Consider the following 19,014-nt stretch of genomic DNA (forward strand, 5'->3'; position numbering starts at 1 on the left):
CTCGGTCTGCTCCTCGTGTTGTTCGGTGCCCCGTTCTCCCCGGGGCGTGACTCCATAACAGCCGTTCCGGCCTTCTACGACGACGGCGATGGGACGCTCTGGGACAGCTGGAACAGCCTTGACCAGCGGAGAAACGGCCCGTAATACTTCGGCCGGGGCGGGACAGCGAAGCGGGGGAACGGTGGACATGGAACAGCGAACAGCGCAGGCCGACCCACAGGACGAACTGGCCGCCCGACTGCGCCTGCTCCAGGAGCTGTCCGGGCTCGGCGTCCGGGCTCTCGCGAAGGACGCAGGCCTCAGCTCCTCGTCGCTGTCGCGCTACCTCAGCGGACAGACCGTGCCGCCCTGGCCTGCGGTGATCGCCCTCTGCCGGCTCGTCAAGCGCGACCCCCGCCCGCTGCGGCCCCTGTGGGAACGGTCCTCGAACCCGTTGCCCGCGCCCCCGAAGGCCAGCCGGCTGGTCCCGCCGAAGCCCCGCAATGATCTGCCGCGCGACGTACCGGACTTCACCGGACGCGAGGCCCAACTCTCGGCCGTGCTCGCCGCGGTGGACAGCCATCAGGTGGTCGCCGTCGACGGTATGGCGGGCGTCGGCAAGACCTGTCTGGCGGTGCATGCCGCGCACCGGCTCACCGACCGGTACCCGGACGCCCAGCTCTATGTGGACCTGCACGGATTCACCGAGGGCCGGGAGCCGTTCGATCCCGGCTCGGTCCTGCGGATGCTGCTCGGCGCGCTCGGCGTCCCGTCCGAGAGGGTCCCGCAGGAGGGCGTGGAACAGCTGGCCGCCTGCTGGCGGTCGGAGCTCGCCGGCCGGCGGGCCGTCATCGTCCTCGACAACGCCGCCGACGCCGACCAGGTCCGCCCGCTGCTGCCCGGCGCCGGCCCCTCCGTGGCCCTGATCACGAGCCGCAACCGGCTGCTGGGCCTGGACGAGGTGCCCCCGGTGTCGCTGGACGTGCTGAGTCCGGAGGAGAGCGCGGAGCTGCTGGCCCGCGCCAGCGGTGACCCCAGCGGCCCCGACGGGCGGCTGGCCCGCGATCCGCAGTCCGCCGCCGAGGTGCTGCGGCTGTGCGGCCATCTGCCGCTGGCCCTGCGGCTGGCCGCGGCCCGGCTGCGGCACCGGCCCGGCTGGACGGTCGGCATCCTCGTGGAGCGGCTGTCGGAGGGCGCGACCGAGTTCGACACCGCGTTCGCCATGTCCGTACGGCAGTTGGACCGGGCCCAGGCCCGCCTGTTCCGGATGCTGGGCCTGCTGCCCGGGACCGCCTTCGACGAGTACGTGGCGGCGGCCCTGGCGGACGTGCCGCTGCACAGCGCCAGGGAGATGCTGGAGGACCTGCTCGACGCGCACCTGGTCCAGCAGCCGGCGACGGGCCGCTACCGGCTGCACGACCTGGTGCACCAGCACGCCCGCCGGGCATGCGAACAGCAGGACTCGCCGGCCGAGCGGGAACGGGCGCTGGGCCGCTTCCTCGACTACTACGTGCACGCGGCGGCCGCCGCCGACGCCGCGCTGCCGGTCCTGTCGCCCGGCCGCCCGGCCTCCGCGGGCCGGCCGCCGGCCGCCCTGCCGCAGTTCGCGGACAAGCACGCGGCCCTCGCCTGGCTCACCTCGGAGTACGAAACGCTGATCGCCGTCTTCGAGACAGCGGTCGCCATCGGAGCCGATGTGCATGTGAGCGAGCTGCCGCGCTTCCTGCGGGCGTACTTCGCGCGGCGCTGCGGCACGACGCACCTCAACTTCCTCTTCGAGCGGTCGCTGGCCGCCGCGCAGCGCCTGGGCGATCCGCTGCAACTGGCCGAGGCGCACAGCGACCTGGGCTTCGCGCGCTACAACGCGGGCCGGATGGCGGAGGCGGGCGCCGCGTACGAGGCGGCCGAACTGGGGCTGTCCCGGACCGGGGACGTACGGTCGGAGGCCGAACTGGCCATGCGCCGCGGTTATCTGAGGTCGGACGAGGGCCATGTCGACGAGCCGCTCGAACTCTTCAGGCTGGCGGGGAAGTTGTACGAGGAGGCGGGTTGCCCGACGGGGGCGGCCCACGCGGCCGCGTCGGAGGCCTGGGCGATGCTGCAGCTGGGACACCGCGACCAGGCGGCGCAGCGGGCCCGCGAAGTGCTCGACATTCCCCACGCGGACCCGTCCTGGCCGCCCACGCTGACGGCTCGGATCACCCTCGGCGTGGCCATCGCCGGCGAGGCACCCGACGAGGCGGCGGAGCACCTGCACCAGGCACTGGCCCTGGCCCGTGAGGACGGGCACATGAACAACGAGGCGTGGTGCCTCAACTGCCTGGGCGTCGCGCTGCGGCAGATGGGCCGCTACGAGGAGGCGCTGGCCAGCCACCGGGAGGCGTTCGCGCTGCTGGACGAGTTGTTCGAGGAACACTGGAAGATCCATTTCCTCAACGGCTACGGCGAGACCTGCCGGCTCGCAGGCCTCCCCGACGAGGCCCTGCGGCTGCACCGGCAGGCACTGGAGCTGGCCCCGAAACTGGGATACCGGTCCGAGGAGGCGCTGGCTCACGAGGGCATCGCGATCGTGCTGGACGCAACGGATCCGGCGGCGGCCGCCGAGCACCGCGCGGCGGGTGAGGCCGTCCTGCGGGAACTCAATCCCGGGGCTTACTGATCGTTCCCCCTACTGCGCCCGTGACGCTCACAGAGGTGGTCCGTCTCCCTCTTGTTCCTGGTGGGAGCAGCGGCGGTCCCGGTGCGGGACGACGGGACGCAGCGGAAAGCCGTGCTCGGCGGTGAGTGATTCACCGTTGCGGTGGGTCACGAGGATCGTGCGGTCGGAGGTGAAGTCGGCGAGCCGGAGATTGGCGCTGTACTCGCAGGATGCCTTGCAGATGGCAGACAGGTCGGCAGTCGGGCGGCCGATCAGTAGACGTCGCGGACGTACCGCTTGTCGGACGCCAACTGCCGGACGTACGCGGCGGCCGACTGCCCGTCCATGCCGCCGTGTGCCGCGACGATCTGCCGCAGCGTCCGGCCGACGTCCTTGGCCATGCGACCCGCGTCGCCGCAGACGGAGAAGTGGGCGCCGTCCTGGAGCCCTTCGTGCAGAGCCGCCCGAAGTTCGTCGGGTGCTTCCTGTCCCCGGAGACCTTCGCGACGGTTCGCCTGCCGGTGGAGGCGTCCCGCCCGATGTCGAGCACGACGCCGCAGCCGACCCTGACACCGGTACCGCTGCACCAGGCCGGGTCCCGGTCCCAGGAGTGCGGTCTCCCGCTACGGAGCCTTGTGGGAACCGTGCAGCTCCCACTCCCACAGCGCCTCGCACAGCAGGTCCAGTCCCTGGCGCAGGTGACGCCGGTAGGTTCCGTACGGCAGGCCGAGGCGGCGGCCTCCTGGGTGGGCGCGCCGGAGAAGTAGCTCGCCGTCAGGGCTCGCGGGCCCGCACTCCGCGCGGATCGCGGGCGAGGTCGTCGGTGGCCTGGCGCAGCAGGGCGCGCAGTTCCTCGACGGGGTCGGCGAAGTCGGCCGCCAGACGGGCGCGCATCAGGGCACAGGCCGCGAAGGCGCCAGGGTCGCGCCAGTGCGACAGGGCTTCGCGTACGGCCTGGTCGAACGCGCTCCGCGAGCCGTGCGGTGGTCCGGACTCGGCAGGCACGCCGGGGGCCGATATGAAGCGGCCGATCCAGGCCTCGACGGACACCTGTCGCCAGTCGACGCCGAACAGCCCGTAGGTGTGCTCACCGACCAGCGGTCGCGCACCGGTGTCGGCGAGGCTGCCCCTGACGCGCTCGGCCCAGGTGTCGGCGTCGCGCCAGACGGCGAAGCCGTAGGCGCGGCCGCGGGCGCGGGCGGCCTCCGCCTGGGCGCGGGAACTGCTCAGGTCGATGACGCGCGAGGGGATCTGGTACCGCTCGGGGTAGATCGAGAAGCGGCTCACGCCGATGTGATCGCCGGGGCTCACCGGCGCCGTGGCGTCGGTGTACGCCCAGGCGGCCGCGACCACGGGATCGGTGGCCAGGTCCTGGGGGTCGGGAGGGGCCGGCAGGGCGAGTCGGGCCGTGAACGCCACGATCCGGCCCGTGTTCACCAGACGGTAGACGCTGAACGCCTGCGGCTGACGCCGCGCCCAGTAGCGGACCAGCTCCGCGGATTCCGGGCCCTCGGTCTCCTCGGCCATGCGCAGTACGGTGTCGAGGTCGTCCGCGTGCAGCGGACGGTCGTGCACCTCGTCCTCGCGGGACCACGTGCGCAGCCGCGCCAGGAGCTCCACCTCACGGAAGAGGTAGAAGAGTTCGTCGGTGACCGTCCAGACCCGCTCCTCGGGTGCCTCGCGCAGCAGGCGCATGTACTCCTCCGCCAGCCGCAGGCGCATCGTCAGGAAGGCGTTGGGTGCCCGCCAGCGCAGGTCGGCGGCGAGGGTCTCACGTGCGGCGTCGTGCGGGTGAACCCCCCGGTGCGTGGACTCCATGAAGGGCAACTCCCGCAGCCAGCCGAACAGCAGATGGTTGTCCTCCTCGGGCAGCACCGCGGCCAGCAGCTCCTCGGAGGTCGAATGCGCCTGTGCCACCACCTCCAGGGCACGGCGGTGAGCCGCCGTCGGCACCTCTCCGATCAGCCCCGCCAACAGGGTGCGCAGGACGTCGCCCGAGGGCGACCACGTCTCCTCCCTGCTCCAGCCCGTCGAGTCCGCCGCCGCCGCGAGGGACAGGGCCAGCGGGTTGCCTCCGGCGAAGCGCAGCACCAGGTCCCGCAGTTCGGGCCGGATCCGCGCCGCGACCAGCACGCTCCGGGCCTGCTCCGCGGAGAACGGCTCCAGTTCGGCCACGTGCAGGAGCCCGGCCCAGGCGGGATCGGAGCTCCACTGCGGCTGCGGCGCGAGCCGGCCGCCCAGGACGACCAGGGCGCCGTCCGCGGCGCGCGGCAGGAAGTGGTGCCACAGCCAGCTCTCCAGCCATTGGCAGTGCTCGAAGGAGTCCACGAACAGGACCGTGCCGGCGACGTCCAGGAACGGGGCGGCCGCGCGCTCGAAGTCGGCCGGATCCCGGCCGACGAATCGGCCGTCCAGTTCGACGAGCAGCCGGCCCGCCTTACGGGCATGGTCCGCCAGCCGGCGCAGCAGCGTCGACTTCCCGATGCCACCCGGCCCGAACACGTAGAACGCGAACGGCGCCTGCGGATCGCAGGCCAAGGCCGCCGCGAAGCGCGCGAGTTCCTCGTCCCGGCCGATGAAGGCCTGTACTCGCGCGCTCGCCACCTCGATCGTGAACGTGGCGCTCCCCCAGATCCGGGCCGGGGTGGGCCTGTCGGACGGCGGCACCACGTGGGTGGTCAACGCCTACGGCCTGGCGTTCGGAGCGCTGCTCCTGGCCGGCGGGCGGACGGCCGACCTGCTCGGGCGCCGCCGGGTACTCATCGCCGGCCTCACGCTGTTCGCGGTGTCGTCGCTGGCCGCAGGAGTGGCCGCCTCCCCCGGCGTCCTGATCACCGCCCGCGCCGTTCAGGGCCTCGGCACCGCCGCCATCGCCCCGGCCGCGCTCGCTCTGACGATGGACCTGTACCCGTCCGGCCCCGGGCGTGGCCGGGCCCTGGGGGTGTGGGGCGCGGTCTCCGGTGCGGGAGGGGCGGGCGGCGTCCTGCTGGGCGGTGTGCTCACCCAGGCCTGGGGCTGGCCCTGGATCTTCTACGCCGTCGCACTCGGGTCGGTGCTGGTCCTGGTCGCCGTCGCGGCCCTCGTGCCACGGGCGGCGCCCGCCCGGACGGCCGGACGGTTCGACCTGCTGGGCACCACCACCGTCACACTCGCCCTGACCTGCCTGGTCTGGGGGCTGACCACCGCACGCGGCGCCGGCTGGACGGACGGCCGGCCGGGTGCTCGGCGCCCTCCTCGGCGCCGCCGCGTTGCTCGCGGCCTTCGTCGTGATCGAGCTCCGCCGGCCGAACGCGCTGATGCCGCCGCGACTGTTCACCACCGGCCGCGTCGCGGCGGGCAACCAGCTGATGGCGCTGCTGGGGTCCGTGTGGATCGCCCTGTTCTTCTTCCTGCCGCTCTACCAGCAACTGGTGCTCGGATCGAGTCCGTTGGCCACTGGTGCGGGCCAGCTTCCCCTGGCCGGGGCCAACATGCTCGGCGCCGCCATGGCGCCCCGCATATCCCGGCGCGTCGGCGGCACCGCGACCGTGACCGCGGCCCTGCTCACCGAGGCCGCCGGACTGCTGTGGCTGTCACGGATCAGCGCCGACGGGAGCTACCTCGCCGACGTCCTCGGTCCCAGCATCCTGATCGGCCTCGGTCTGAGCATCGCCTTCGTCCAGCTCACCGCGTTCGCCGTGGACGGCGTCCCGCAACAGGACGCGGGCCTGGCCGGCGGACTGGTGAACACCACCCGCCAGGTCGGCGGGGCGATCGGCCTCGCCGCCCTGACCACCCTGGCCGGCTCCGTCACCGCCCACGCGGCCACCCACCAACCCCATCTGGAAGCGCTCACCGCCGGCTACCGCGCCGTCTTCACCGTCGCCGCCGCGGTCCTGGCCGCAACAGCGCTCCTCGCGGTGCTCCTCACCCGCTGCATCCGCCCGCGGACCCCCACCGACGCCGCTGTCGCCGCTACCGCCACCAGCCCGGCTTCCGACCCACAACTCGCCTGAATCCCCTGAATCCGGCCGTACCGATGGATCAGCCGGTCCATGGATCAGCCGTGCCCCGCGCCGAACAGGCGGCCTGACACCGGACAACACACCCGACCCACCCCGCACCCCGCACCCCGCACCCCACATCCACGGAAAGAGATTCCTGCCATGACTGCTGCGAAGCCCTACCTGACCGGCCACTACACCCCCGTCGCCGACGAGATCACCGCCACCGACCTCACCGTCGAGGGCCACCTGCCCCCCGAGCTGACCGGCCGGCTGATCCGCAACAGCCACAACCCCAAGCCCGGCGTCACCCCGACCCACTGGTTCAAGGGCAGCGGCATGGTGCACGGGATCCGGCTCCGCGCGGGCCGCGCCGAGTGGTACCGCAACCGGTGGGTGCACACCCCCGCCCTCGACGGTGCCCCCTACATGACCGACAAGGGGCCCGACCTGACCGCGAGCACCGCCGGCACCCACGTCATCGAGCACGCCGGCCGTCTGCTGGCGCTCTGCGAGGCCAACCTCCCCTTCGAGCTCACCCGGGACCTGGAGACGGTCGGCGCCCATGACTTCAACGGTCGGCTGAACAACGCCATGACCGCGCACCCCAAGGTCGATCCGGTGACCGGAGAGCTCCACTTCTTCGCCTCCTCGCCCTTCCCGCCGTTCCTGACGTACTACGTCGCCGACGCCAAGGGCGAGATCGTCCACAGCGCCGAGATCCCGGGAGCGACCGCCTCCCTCAAGCACGACTTCGCCATCACCCGCCGCCACGTGGTCTTCATCGAGGGCAACGTCACCTTCGACCACACCGAGCACTCCGGCATCCCCTACAGCTGGAGCGACCAGCAGCCCTCCCGTATCGGCGTCATGCCCCGCGGCGGCGACGGCGCCCGGCAGATCCGCTGGTTCTCCGTCGAACCCGGCAACATGCTGCACGCGGGCAACGCCTACGAGGACGGCCAGGGACGCATCGTTCTGGAAGGCCCCACCGTGGACCGCGAGGGGTTCCAGCTCTCCTGGAACTGGTGGGTCGGCGCGCCGGGGCGCGGTACCGAGCCCAGCACCCGTTCCTACACCCGCCGCTGGGTGATCGACCCGGCGGCCGGCACCGTCGACGAGCAGATCATCGACGACCTCGCGGTGGAGTTCCCGACCCTCAACGAGGACTACCTGGGCGCCGAGCACCGCTACCAGTACGCGGTGTCCTTCCCGGACCAGGAAGGGTTCGGCGGCTACGGCGTCGTCAAGTACGACCGCACCACCGGCGCCCGCCGCATCCACCAGGTCGGCGACGCCCGGCTGCCCAGTGAGGCGGTGTTCGTCCCCGCGGCCGGCGCCACCAACGAGGACGACGGCTATCTGCTCACCGTCGTCTCCGACCTGAAGCAGGACGCCTCCCAGCTGCTGGTCCTGGACGCCTCCGGCCTCGACCGGATCGCCACCGTCCACCTGCCGCGCCGCGTGACCGCCGGCATCCACGGCTCCTGGATCCCCGACAGCGCCCTGGACGGAAGCGAAAGCTGACCCCGCTTCCTCCCGGAAACGCCCTGACCTGAGCACCCCGACCGGAACACCCCCACCGGAACATCCCGAACAACCCCTCGAGCCCGAACAGGCCGAGGCTCATGACCAAGGAAAGTCGACATGACAAGAATCCGGAAGAACGCGGGCTGGATCGCCGCGGCCCTCTCCGCGCTCGTGGCCACCATCGCCGTACCGGCGCTCGCGCAGACCGAGGACGCCGATCACCGGACCCCCGCCAACAGCATCGACTGGCACGCCTGCGCCGACACCGACTTCACGAACATGCAGTGCGGATCGATCCAGGTACCCGTCGACTGGTCCCGCCCCCGCGCCGGCAGCACCACCCTCGCCCTGGTCCGCCGCCCGGCGGACGACCGGGCCCACCGCCAGGGCACCGTGCTCCTGAACGACGGAGCCGGCGGCTCCTCCATCGAGCAGCTGCGGCTGGCGATGCACATCCACCTCCCGGCCTTCGCCGGCGCCATGACCCAGAACTTCGACCTGGTCGCCGTGGACCCGCGAGGTGTGGGGCACAGCACGCCGATCCTCTGCGCGGAACCGCTCAAGCCCGCCGGAGTCAGCCACTTCCCGCAGAACCAGGCCGCGTTCAACGCGCTCGTGTCCCACAACCGGGCCTTCGCCGAGGACTGCCAGCGCCGCAACGGCCCGCTCACCGACCACCTCGACCAGACCAGCACCGCACGGGACTTCGAGGCGGTCCGGATCGGGCTGGGCGAGAAGCAGCTGAACTGGTACGGCATCCACTACAGCACGCTCCTCGGACGCACCTACGCCAAGCTCTACCCGGGCAGGCTGCGCACCATGGTCCTCGACACCGCCCTGGACGACACCGGCTCGCCGCTCGCCCGGGTCACCCAGGAGGCGGCCACCGCGGAATCGGCCTTCAACCGCTTCGCCGCCTGGTGCGCCACGTCGAAGGACTGCGCCCTGCACGGCAAGGACGTCGCGGCCGAGTACGACGCCCTCGTCGCCCGCGCCGACCGCACCCCGATCCCGACCGGGGGCGCGTCCCACCAGCCGCTGACCGGTGAGGACATCCGCGAGGCCACCCAGGACTACCTGACCCTGTCCGGTCAGGCCTGGCCGGACTTCGCGAAAGCCATCGTCAAGGCCCAGGCGGGCGACCCGATGGACTTCACCCACGACCAGGACGACACCCTCGACCCGGTCCAGGTACAGGTGCCGGCCTGTCTCGACGACACCCGCCCGGTGCACTCCCTCGCCCAGCTCACCCAACTGGGGAAGGAACTCGCCCGGGTGTCCCCGCACCTCGGTGGCGCCGTGCGCTCCTACAAGGCCATCGCCGGCTGCCTCGGCTGGCCCACCCCGTCCCAGCCCGTCAAGGCGGGCGCGCCGGTCCACGGCGCACCGCCCGCACTGATCCTCCAGTCCACCCACCAGGCCCTCGCCCCCTTCCGTGCGGGCGCAGCCATGGCCGCCCAACTCCCGGGCAGCGTCGTCCTGGGCCATGAAGGCGACGACTACAGCATGTTCCTGGTCTCCAAGTGCGCCCTGGAAGCCACCAACCGCTACCTGACCACCCGAGCCCTGCCCGCCCCCGGCACCGTCTGCACCGACTGAGAACCACCCCCTCACCGAAGGTGACGTCCGGCGCCCACACGCCGGACGTCACCCATTTCCGCGGTCGTTGAAGGTTCAGCCCATGGGCGGTTGCGGCTCGGGCTGCGGCCCGGGCGCGGGCTGCTCGGGGTGTGGGGAGGACGGCTGTACGCGGAGGGGGCGGGCTGCCCATTCGGGCAGGTACCAGTTCCACTTGCCGAACAGGGAGACGAGGGACGGAACGAGCAGCATCCGCACGATGGTCGCGTCGATCAGGATGCCCAGGCCGAGGCCGGTCGCCAGGGTTTTGAGATCGGTGCCGGGGCCGGAGGCGAGCGCGGCGAAGGCGAGGAAGAGGATGAGTGCGGCGCTGGTGACGAGCCGGCCGGTGCGGCCGATGCCCTCGATGACCGCTTCGTCGGTCGAGTGGCCGGCGTCGTACTCCTCGCGGATGCGGGAGAGGATGAACACCTCGTAGTCCATGGACAGTCCGAACAGGAACGCGAAGATCATGATCGGGATCCAGAACGTGACGGCCCCTGTGGCGGCGATGCCGAAGATCGCGTTGGAGCCGTGACCGTTCTGCCAGAAGAGCACCATCAGACCCAGGGTCGCCGCCAGGGAGATCAGATTGAGCAGCACCGCCTTCAGCGGCAGCAACAGGGAGCGGAAGGCGCGCACGAGCAGGATGTACGTGAGCAGCGCGATGATGGTGAGCATCAGGGGGAAGTTGCCGTAGACGGCGTGCAGGAAGTCGATCTGCGCCGCACCGATCCCGGCGACGCCGGTGACCCCAGGAAAGGTCGCCGCGACGTTCTTGACCCGCTTGACGACGTCGATGCTCTTCGAGTTCACCGTCTCGTGGTCCGGGATGACCACGACGATGCTCTGTCCGTCCCGGTTGCCGGCCGGCCCGGAGGGCACGAACGCCCCACGCACACCGTCGACCTTGCCCAGTTCGGCGGCGACCGGTCCGGCCTGGTCGGTGCGGACCAGTACCTCCATCGGGGTCAGCGCGCCGGTCGGGACGCCGCCGCGCTCCAGGGTCTGCAGGGTGTCGTAGGCCGGGCCGTTCTTGGCCAGCGATTCCGAGGAGGCCAGGCCGATCTTGATACCGAAGAAAACGCCGATCAGGATCCCGAGCATGGCCAGGGCGGCGGCGGCCGCGATCCAGCGGCGCCGTACCACGGCGGCGGTCCAGCGGCTCCAGAACCGGCTCGCCCGGTTCTCGTGCCGGATCTTCGGCCAGTCGACCTTCGGCCCGATGCCGCCCAGGATCGCGGGGGTCAGGGTGAGAGTGGTCAACACGCTCGCGAGCGGGATGAGCGCGCCGCCGTAGCCCATGCTGCGCAGGAACGGGACCGGCAGGACGACGAGGGCGAGCAGGCCGATGGCCACCGTCACACCACTGAACACCACCGCATGACCGGCCCGTTCCATCGCGACCACGACCGCCTCGTGATTCTCCCGGCCGCGGTCGCGCTCCTCACGCCAGCGGGTGACGAACAGCAGCGAGTAGTCGATCGCCACACCCAGGCCGATGAGGGCGACCAGGAACTGCACGATGAACGACACATCGGTGGCGTAGGTGAGCGGCAGCAGCATCACGAAGGTCGCGAGGATCGACACCGCGGCCACCAGCAACGGCAGCAGGGCGAGGAACGAGGCGAAGACGAAGGCGAGCACGGCGAGGGCTCCGACGGCACCGAGGAGTGTCTCCCCGAGCACCCCCGGCCCGCCGCTGTCATTGCCCCCGGAGGCCAGGACGTCCTGACCCGTCACCCCGACCGTGGCGCCGGACGGCAAGGCCTTCGCCGCCGCCACTTGGATGGGATCGGTGAGCAGCTTCTGGCTCGGTGACGGGTTGAACCGGTAGAACACCATCGCGTAGGCGGTGCGGTCGTCCTTCGTCCTGAAGGCCTTGTCGCCGGTGTTCGCCTCGTCGATCACTCGCACGTTCGGAACCGCTGCGCCCACGGCCGCGAATGCGCGGCCGACCTCGGCCTCATGGCCGGTGATCGTCTGCCCTGCCGGGAGCGTGACCGCGACCAGATACGGACTCGTGTCGCCGCCGCTGCCGAAAGCGGCCTCGATCTTGTGCGCCGTCACGGTGCCGGGCTGACCCGGCAGCGAGAAGTCGATCGTCAGCCGATCCGTCGTCCGGCCCGCCAGCAGCACGCCGGCAACCAGCACGAGACCCCAGAACGCCACAACCGCCCTGCGATGCCGCAGAACGAACTCGGCCCACCGACGCATGTCCGGTCCTCCCGCACGCCGTAGGGTGCCGAGCTCAGCCCTCGGTCCCTTTCCTCTGTTATCCGACAGATTTGCATACTTTGCACCACACGGCAGAGCCAGCGGGCGGGGTCGACGCAGCGCTCGTGCAGGCGCCGGCCCGTACGGGGACGGGGACGGGGGCATCGAATGTCCGTTCCCGTGACGCGTCCCCCGGCGCTACGCCACACGGTCGGCGCGCCTTCGGGCGAATGTCGCGCCGACGGCGTGGCGGGAACGGGCTCCGGTGGTACGCGCTTGGAGATGTCCAGGCCATCGCATCCGCAGTCCGGCAAACCGGACCCCGTCGCGCCGTCCGCCGAGCGCGGGCACCGGATCCGGAAGGCGTCGCGTCAAGCGCTGCGCGGCATCACCCCACCTCCGGCCGGGCCCGGCGGCGAGCCGCGGGTGTTCCCCGCCCTGCGGACGGCCGCCGCGTACGCCTGGCGGATCCTCGTGGTGGGCGTCCTCGTGTACGCGGTCTTCTCCGTGCTGGGGCGGTTCCACGAGATCGCCGTGGCCGTCTTCCTCGGCCTGGTCATCACCGCGATGCTCCGACCGGTGACCGACCTCCTGGCGCGCTTCCTGCCACGACCGCTGGCTGTCGCGGTGACCCTGATCGGCAGCATTCTGCTCGCCCTCGGCGTCCTGGCCCTGGTCGGCGGGTCGGTGGCGGGAGAGAGCACCGGGCTGGCGCGGGAGTTCCGGGCAGGCATCAACAGGATCGAGCACTGGCTCCAGCAGCCGCCGTTCCGGCTCAACCCCGAGGCGCTCACCGACGTCCAGTCCCGGATCGGGCAGTTCCTGTCGAGCCACCGGTCCACTCTCATCAGTACGGCGGTCAGTGGCGCCGGCCGGCTGGTCGAAGTCCTGACCGTGTTCGCGCTGGCCCTGTTCTCCTCGGTCTTCTTCATCCACTCCGGCGACCGGCAGTGGGGCTGGTTCTGCGACCAGCTTCCGCCGGCCGCGCGGGAACGGGTGATGGTCGGGGGCCGCGCCGCCTGGCGGACCTTCACCGGCTACACCCACGGCATCGTGCTGGTGGCCGCGATCAACGCGACCCTGGTCGGCGTCGCTCTCTTCGCCCTCGGCGTGCCGCTCGCGGTCCCGCTGGCCCTGCTGGAGTTCTTCGCCGCGTTCATTCCGCTGATCGGCTCACCCATCGCCCTTGCCGTCGCCGCCGTGGTGGCGCTGGCGGCCAAAGGCCCGCTGATCGCGGCCATGGTCGTCGCCCTCATCGTGGTCATCGGGCAGATCGAGGGCCATCTGCTGCACCCGATCGTGATGAGCTGGGCCGTCCGGCTGCATCCGGTGGTGGTCGCGTTCACGGTCATCGGCGGCGCCATCGCGGCCGGAGTCATGGGCGCGGTGGTGGCCGTACCGCTGGTGTCCGTCCTGTGGTCGGTCCATCAGGCGCTGCGCCGGACGGACGAACCGGGTCCGCCGCAGAACCCGGCCCCCGACCGGGGCACGGGATCATGAGGACATGAGCGCGGTGCCCGACCCACCCGAAAACCTCGTCAGGCACCGCTCTCCGGTGTGCCGCGGTCCCGTTACGGCACCGGCTGCTGCTGGGTGACGCAGTGGATGCCGCCACCGCCGGTGCCGAGGCGGTCGATGTTGAGCTGTTCGATGACGTGGCCGGGGAAGAGGCGGGTCAGGGTGGCCTTGGCCGCGGTGTCCGCCGGGGTGTCGCCGAACTGGCCGCTGATGACCGCCCCGTTGCCCACGTAGTAGTTGGCGAAGGAGGCGAGGAACTCCGGGTTGGTGGAACAGCAGACCGTCACCGCATCCTGGCCGGACGGCGCCCACCACGGACCGGTCTCACTGCGCGCCGAGGCGTTCAACAGCCCCCGGACCGAGACCACCGCATGACGTAGCCCACTATGGGAGAGCTCTCTTCAGCGGCGGCTGCCGGCCGGCGGAATCCGGCCGCGAGGCCGGTTCCCGACGAGCGGTGCGAGCCCTGTTGTCTCGTTTCCACCGTCTCTGGTCCACGATCCTCCACTAGGGTGAAGATCCTTTTGAATTCTGGGAGTTGAACAGATGCTTGCTGCCGTCTACCACGGTCAACGCGATGTGCGTGTCCAGGAATGGCCTGATCCTCAGTTACCGGCGGCAGGAGAACTCCAACTGGAGATTCTGCGGGCCAGCATCTGCGGTACCGACGTGGATGAGTTCGCTTCGGGTCCCCACCTGATCCCCCTCACCAAGCCGCATCCGGCGAGCCGTCATGTCGGTCCGCTCGTGCTGGGGCACGAGATGGTCGGAAGGGTGGCGGCGGTGGGGGCGGAGGTCACCGGGTTCGCCGTCGGGGACGTGGTGGTCCCGGGTTCCGGCGTCTCCTGCGGGAACTGCCGGTGGTGTCATGCGGGCCGGACGAACCTCTGTTCAAGCTACTTCACCGTGGGACTGCACGTGGACGGCGGCCTTGCCGAGCGGGTGAACGTCCCTGCGCGCATCAGCCGCTCCGTCGGGAGCATGCCGGCCGACATCGCGATCATGGCTCAGCCGCTCGCCGTCGCACTGCACGCGGTGCGCGGCGCCGAGGCCAAGGCGGGTGCGCGCATCGCGGTGATCGGCCTGGGCGGGATCGGCTCGTTGGCGGTGGCTGCCTGCACGGCGCAGGGCATCGAGACGATAGCCGTCGACGTCTCGCCGGCCCGCTTGGACATCGCGAAGCGAAGTGGCGCCTCGGTGCTCATCGACGCGTCCCAGGAGGACGCCGCCGCCGCGATCAAGCGGGCCACCGGTGGCGACGGCGCCGACATCGTGTTGGAGACGTCGGGCGTGCCCAAGGGGCTGGAGACTGCCATGAACGCGGTGAGCCGTGGCGGCCACATCCGCCTGGTCGGCCTGCACCGTGACCCCTCGCCCCTGAACCTGACCCGGCTGGTCCTCGACGAGATCCGGATCTCGACATCGAAGGTACACATCTGCGATCAGGATCTGCCTGAGGCGCTGGCCCTGCTCAACGACCACCCGGAGATCGCCACCACGTCAATAGACGCGGTCATCGACCTCGAGGACGTCGTGACGGCCGGGCTGATGCGCATGGCCGCGGGCGAAGCAGACGGCAAGACCATCGTCAGGCTGCCTACCTCGGACCCGAGGTAGGCACGTTCGTCACGGGCAACCCCAGGGAAGCGGCAATGAGCTTGGAGGGTTGATCTCCCAGAACACGCCGGAGCGCGACGGGCCCGCACTCTCAGTCCATGGGCAGAGTGCGGGCCCCGCACAGTTGTGGTCACACGAGCACGGCCGCCTCGTGGCCATCAGCCCAGACGCTGCTTCACCGCCGCCACATCGGGCCCGGCGTCGGCCGCCGGAATCTTCCAGCGGTAGGAGGCCTTGGTGGAGTCGGTGTAGACGAGTGTGCCGCCCTTGGCCTGCTCCGGGGTGAGATCGAAGATCTCGGCGCGGTTCTGCCGAGCTCCCGGCTCGATCCGGCCGAGGCTGTCGTACCCCGCGATGCTGACCTTGAAGGCGTTGCCCTTGCCCTCGGAGACGGTCTGGCCGTTCGAGCCGATCCACTGCCAGCCGGCGCCCGTGCCGTCCGTGGTCTCCTCGTCGGCCGCGTTCGCGGAGAGCGACGTGTCCAGGGTCGTGATGACGACGAAGGTGCCGTACCGCGAGGTCTGTCCGCGACCTGCCGTGGCATGGACGACGGTCGTCGGCGTGATCTCCACGATGCCGACGAGCTTGGTCCCCACCGTCCGTGCCGGCGTTCCGAGCGCCAGCGCGGCGCTGCCCTTGCCGGTGTCGCCGCTGGGAGCGGTCGCGGTGCCGGTAGGACTGCCGGTGGCCGTCGGCAGCACGGTGGTCGGCTGCCCGGCGGACGGTGTGCCCGTCGGCGTCGTGTGCGCGTCGCTGCCGGTCGTGCCATTGCACGCCGTCAGCGCGAGGCAGGCGGTGGCCGCCGTCGCGAGCAGGATCTTACGCATGGTCCCCCCAAGGTGTTGATGCCTGCCCGAGAACGTACCGCGACCGCGGCACCGCACAGCGTGACGTCACGAACCTGGGTCCAACGGCGGACCGTTGTGACGAACCCCCGACATCCGCACCGGATCGGTGGGCCCGGTCAGTAGTCCTTGAGGCTCAGGCTGTCGGCCACCCGCGGCTGTCACAAGCGACCCGGGTCATGAGACTCGCCAGGGCCGAGCGTGAAGGTACGGAGGTCTTGCGATAGATCGTCGACAGGTGGGTCTCGACGGTCCGGCGGCTGAGGTGGAGTTTGGTGGCGATGTTCTGGTTGCTCAGTCCCTCGGCCACCAATGCGGCGACTTCCAGCTCGCGTGCCGTGAGCTGGGCCAGCTCCGCGGGGACGTGCGGCGGGTCTTCCATCTGTGACCGGATCAACTCGGCCAGGTCGGAGACCAACCGCGCCCCGCCTCCGGTGGCCACCCGCTCGGCGCGGCGAAGCATGGCGTCGGCACGAGGTCCGTGGCCGGTGACCTTCGCCGGCGAGGCCGCCCGCAACAAGGACACCACCTCCCAGAGAAGCCCATCGGTGTGAGCGTGTTCCTGGGCCGCCTCGTGGAACAGGCGCGAGGCAGCGCTGGTGTCGCCCCGCTGCTCGGCGATCGCGGCCCTGGCGCGCAACGCCGCCGCGCGTTGGCCCGCAAGCCCAATGTGGGCCGCCTCCTCCGCGGCCCGGGAGGCCCAGCTTGCCGCCTGGTCGAGGTCGCCTGTCGCGATGGCGGCATTGGTGAGGGTCTCCAGTTGGGCCGGGCGGAGCGAAGGTTGCAGCCGCAGAAGTCCGGGGCCGCCTCCCGCCCTCAGGATGGCTTCCGTCGAACGGTACGGATCGCCGGCCATGTACGCGGCCTGGCCGAGCATGCACCAGGCCAGTGACGCCCACCAGTTGCAGCCCATGCCGGCCGCCGCCACCGCTTCCTCGGCGGTCGCCAGCGCCCGGTGATCGCCAAGGGGGCTCCCCACGAGGACGATCAGCGTCTTGGTGGACAACGTGAACGCCAGCAGGTCGCCGCTGCCGATGGCTCGCGCGACGGATTCGGCCTCCTCGGCGGCCTCCAGTGCCGATGGCAGTCGGCAGGTGCTCAGGTGCACGTAGGCCTTGCTCATCAACAGATGCGGCAGGACGTGGAGTTGTCCGGCGCGACGGGCGATGTCCAGTCCCCGCTCCGCGTGCCGTTCCGCCTCGGCGTACCGCTCCAGCAGGGCTTCCGCCCAGGCGAGCCACACCAGCGACTCGCACAGGTCGGTGAGACCGGGGTCGGTCAGGCCGTCCACGAGGCCTGCGGCTGCGTCGGCGAACCGCTCCGCGTCCCCGGTCCGGCCCTCGTACGCCTCCCCCAGCGCCGCGAGCCCGAGGACCCCGGCCTCGCCGGTGGTGTCGCCCTGGGAGCGAGCGGCGGCAAGAGTCCGCTCGATGTCCGCGCGTACGTCGGGATAGGAAACGGTCAGCAGCGCGGACATGCCCAGCGCCAGCCCCAGGGGGACCACCTGGCCGGGCGGAGGGCCGGGAGTGCGGGACAGCTCGTTGCGGAGCAGCGCGGTGGCCTCCGCCGAGTGACCCAGATGCCGTTCCATCATGGCGCACAAGGCGATGGCATCGGCGCGCAGGGCAGGGGTGCCGTCCCCTGACACGCTGATCAGTGCGTGCAGCAGATCCCGGCTCTGCCGCAGATTGCCGCTGATCCCCAGCGCCTTGGCTCGCGACAGCGTCAGCTCACCGCGCTGTCCGTCGAACTCAGGGGCTTCCGGCAGCATCTGCAGGACCACGTCCAGCAAATGGGCTGCCGTTGCCGGCGCCGTATCGGCGAACTGGACGGCCGCTTCACTCAGCACGGCAGCGGACGCCGGATCCCAGCCGTTGAGTGACCTCTCGACGTGATGGGCGCGCTCGGCGGCGGAGGCACCGGTCCTGGCCAGCTCGTCCGCCGCTCGGCAGTGGATCTCGGTACGCAGCCGGGGGGCGGTGTTCTCATAGACCAGTGCCCGCAGCAGCGGGTGGCGCAGCGTCCACTTGTCGCCCGCTCCCCTCCGGAGCAGGTCGCGTCGGGCGAGTTCGGGGGTCGGGTCACCCGGCTCTTCGCGCCCGGAATGACCGATCGCCACACGCAGCATCGAAGAGGTCGCATGGTCGCCGAGCACGGCCACTGCCTCGATGACGAGGCGCTGCGGCCCCGTCAGCGCGGTCAGTTCATCCAGCAGTAAGGAGTCCAGCCCATTGGGTACTCCGGCCGCGTTGTCGTCCGGTACGTGGGGGTGGATCCGGGCGGTGACTCCCGGCAATGACGCCCCGTTCCGGTACGCGTGGAGGAGGGCGTGCAGGTACAGCGGGTTTCCCTCACTGGCGGCATGCAGTTGCCTCGCATCGTCCTCAGGCAGGTCGGGGGCCAGTGCCGTGATGGACTCCCGTTCACCCAGCGGCCCGAGCGCCATGGGCAGCACGGCGCCGCTGTCGATTCCACGGGTGAGAGCGGCGGTCAAGGGGGTCGGAGTCTGCCGTTTCCGGTGCGCCAGGAGGAGCAGCACCGGGCCGTGCACCGGATGCCGGATCAGATGCTCCACCAGCTCCAAGGACGCGGGATCCGCCCAGTGAAGGTCGTCGAGCGCCACCACCAGCCCGTTCTCCCCGAGCCGTGCCAGCGCCCCGGCGACGGCGCGATACACGGAGAAGCGGTTGGATAATCCCGCGTGTGACAGGGAGCCCCCCGCACCGCGGACACCCTGCAACAGCGGCGTCAGCGCCGCCACGAGTTCCTCGTCGAGCACCGTGGGATCGATGTCCGCGAACGCGTCCGTAAAGATCTGGAACGGTGTGTGTCGCTCGTACTCGGTGGCCCTGCCGCACAGCACGGTCAGCCCGCGCCGCCTGGCCCGCGCACACGCCTCGCCCAGGAGCCGACTCTTCCCGATACCGGCGTCCCCGGAGATGTCGACCACCCAGGGCCCCGCGTTCATCCCCAGGCCGTTGATGAGCGAGTCGAACTGCTCCACCTCCGCGGACCTGCCGACCACCGTCATCACGCTCTCGCCCCGCTCGTCAGGCCCTGATGTGAACAG

Annotated in this window: 13 protein-coding genes and 3 pseudogenes; 8 read left to right on the forward strand and 8 right to left on the reverse strand. The window is 71.2% G+C overall.

Features of this window, described 5'->3' with window-relative positions:
• Positions 1–187 precede the first annotated feature (187 nt).
• The gene (locus C6N31_RS14575; RefSeq protein ID WP_198357659.1) at positions 188–2,638 is read left to right on the forward strand and encodes a tetratricopeptide repeat protein; all 2,451 of its coding nucleotides are present in this window, start codon (positions 188–190) and stop codon (positions 2,636–2,638) included.
• Between the two features lie 27 nt (positions 2,639–2,665).
• On the opposite strand, the pseudogene C6N31_RS14580 reads toward C6N31_RS14575, so the two are convergent.
• From C6N31_RS14580 to C6N31_RS46080, 3 genes and pseudogenes are all read right to left on the reverse strand, one after another.
• Positions 2,666–2,839, reverse strand: a pseudogene (locus C6N31_RS14580) (molybdopterin-dependent oxidoreductase); the annotation flags it as partial.
• Positions 2,840–2,889: 50 nt separating this feature from the next.
• Positions 2,890–3,018 carry a hypothetical protein gene (locus C6N31_RS45150; protein ID WP_269770772.1) on the reverse strand — a complete coding sequence of 43 codons (129 nt, stop codon included), beginning with the start codon at positions 3,016–3,018 and terminating at the stop codon, positions 2,890–2,892.
• Positions 3,019–3,107: 89 nt separating this feature from the next.
• Positions 3,108–3,167: pseudogene (locus C6N31_RS46080) on the reverse strand (hypothetical protein); the annotation flags it as partial.
• A gap of 94 nt (positions 3,168–3,261) precedes the next feature.
• Between C6N31_RS46080 and C6N31_RS46085 the strand changes: the two are divergent.
• The gene (locus C6N31_RS46085; protein ID WP_368860179.1) at positions 3,262–3,384 is read left to right on the forward strand and encodes a hypothetical protein; all 123 of its coding nucleotides are present in this window, start codon (positions 3,262–3,264) and stop codon (positions 3,382–3,384) included.
• Positions 3,385–3,391: 7 nt separating this feature from the next.
• Here the strand turns inward: C6N31_RS46085 and C6N31_RS14590 are convergent, their stop codons facing one another.
• The gene (locus tag C6N31_RS14590; RefSeq protein WP_232485173.1) at positions 3,392–5,299 is read right to left on the reverse strand and encodes an AAA family ATPase; all 1,908 of its coding nucleotides are present in this window, start codon (positions 5,297–5,299) and stop codon (positions 3,392–3,394) included.
• Between C6N31_RS14590 and C6N31_RS43810 the strand changes: the two are divergent.
• From C6N31_RS43810 to C6N31_RS14605, 4 genes and pseudogenes are all read left to right on the forward strand, one after another.
• Positions 5,193–5,597, forward strand: a pseudogene (locus C6N31_RS43810) (MFS transporter); the annotation flags it as partial. The gene C6N31_RS14590 and the pseudogene C6N31_RS43810 sit on opposite strands and share 107 nt — an antisense overlap.
• A 238-nt stretch (positions 5,598–5,835) precedes the next feature.
• The gene (locus C6N31_RS43815) at positions 5,836–6,612 is read left to right on the forward strand and encodes an MFS transporter (protein WP_244809573.1); all 777 of its coding nucleotides are present in this window, start codon (positions 5,836–5,838) and stop codon (positions 6,610–6,612) included.
• A 150-nt stretch (positions 6,613–6,762) separates the two neighbouring features.
• Complete coding sequence (locus C6N31_RS14600) at positions 6,763–8,127, forward strand: carotenoid oxygenase family protein (RefSeq protein ID WP_138352804.1); 1,365 nt, start codon at positions 6,763–6,765, stop codon at positions 8,125–8,127.
• Positions 8,128–8,247: 120 nt separating this feature from the next.
• Positions 8,248–9,729, forward strand: a complete 1,482-nt coding sequence (locus C6N31_RS14605) for an alpha/beta fold hydrolase (protein ID WP_138352803.1) — start codon at positions 8,248–8,250, stop codon at positions 9,727–9,729.
• A 75-nt stretch (positions 9,730–9,804) separates the two neighbouring features.
• Here C6N31_RS14605 and C6N31_RS14610 read toward each other — a convergent pair whose 3' ends face one another.
• Entirely contained in the window at positions 9,805–11,964 is a 2,160-nt protein-coding gene (locus tag C6N31_RS14610) for an MMPL family transporter (protein WP_138352802.1), read from the reverse strand.
• Positions 11,965–12,246: 282 nt separating this feature from the next.
• Here C6N31_RS14610 and C6N31_RS14615 point away from each other — a divergent pair, with 282 nt between their 5' ends.
• Positions 12,247–13,464, forward strand: a complete 1,218-nt coding sequence (locus C6N31_RS14615) for an AI-2E family transporter (RefSeq protein ID WP_138352801.1) — start codon at positions 12,247–12,249, stop codon at positions 13,462–13,464.
• 71 nt (positions 13,465–13,535) lie between these two features.
• Here C6N31_RS14615 and C6N31_RS14620 read toward each other — a convergent pair whose 3' ends face one another.
• Complete coding sequence (locus tag C6N31_RS14620; RefSeq protein WP_138352800.1) at positions 13,536–13,850, reverse strand: agmatine deiminase family protein; 315 nt, start codon at positions 13,848–13,850, stop codon at positions 13,536–13,538.
• Positions 13,851–14,028: 178 nt separating this feature from the next.
• Here C6N31_RS14620 and C6N31_RS14625 point away from each other — a divergent pair, with 178 nt between their 5' ends.
• On the forward strand, positions 14,029–15,099 hold the full coding sequence (locus C6N31_RS14625; RefSeq protein ID WP_138352799.1) for a zinc-binding dehydrogenase: 1,071 nt from the start codon (positions 14,029–14,031) through the stop codon (positions 15,097–15,099).
• 158 nt (positions 15,100–15,257) lie between these two features.
• On the opposite strand, the gene C6N31_RS14630 is transcribed toward C6N31_RS14625, so the two are convergent.
• A complete protein-coding gene (locus C6N31_RS14630; protein WP_138352798.1) occupies positions 15,258–15,926 on the reverse strand; it encodes a hypothetical protein in 669 nt (222 codons plus the stop codon).
• A 154-nt stretch (positions 15,927–16,080) separates the two neighbouring features.
• Entirely contained in the window at positions 16,081–18,975 is a 2,895-nt protein-coding gene (locus C6N31_RS14635) for an ATP-binding protein (RefSeq protein ID WP_232485214.1), read from the reverse strand.
• Positions 18,976–19,014: the final 39 nt, after the last annotated feature.

Source organism: Streptomyces fildesensis (assembly GCF_016107395.1).
GTDB classification, from domain to species: Bacteria; Actinomycetota; Actinomycetes; order Streptomycetales; family Streptomycetaceae; genus Actinacidiphila; species Actinacidiphila fildesensis.

What these genes read in the sequence shown, in the direction of transcription:
- C6N31_RS14575 (WP_198357659.1), top strand. Translation starts at nt 188, where the DNA reads ATGGAACAGCGAACAGCGCAGGCCGACCCACAGGACGAACTGGCCGCC.
- C6N31_RS45150 (WP_269770772.1), bottom strand. Translation starts at nt 3,018, where the DNA reads ATGGCCAAGGACGTCGGCCGGACGCTGCGGCAGATCGTCGCGGCACAC.
- C6N31_RS14600 (WP_138352804.1), top strand. Translation starts at nt 6,763, where the DNA reads ATGACTGCTGCGAAGCCCTACCTGACCGGCCACTACACCCCCGTCGCC.
- C6N31_RS14605 (WP_138352803.1), top strand. Translation starts at nt 8,248, where the DNA reads ATGACAAGAATCCGGAAGAACGCGGGCTGGATCGCCGCGGCCCTCTCC.
- C6N31_RS14610 (WP_138352802.1), bottom strand. Translation starts at nt 11,964, where the DNA reads ATGCGTCGGTGGGCCGAGTTCGTTCTGCGGCATCGCAGGGCGGTTGTG.
- C6N31_RS14615 (WP_138352801.1), top strand. Translation starts at nt 12,247, where the DNA reads ATGTCCAGGCCATCGCATCCGCAGTCCGGCAAACCGGACCCCGTCGCG.
- C6N31_RS14625 (WP_138352799.1), top strand. Translation starts at nt 14,029, where the DNA reads ATGCTTGCTGCCGTCTACCACGGTCAACGCGATGTGCGTGTCCAGGAA.
- C6N31_RS14630 (WP_138352798.1), bottom strand. Translation starts at nt 15,926, where the DNA reads ATGCGTAAGATCCTGCTCGCGACGGCGGCCACCGCCTGCCTCGCGCTG.
- C6N31_RS14635 (WP_232485214.1), bottom strand. Translation starts at nt 18,975, where the DNA reads ATGACGGTGGTCGGCAGGTCCGCGGAGGTGGAGCAGTTCGACTCGCTC.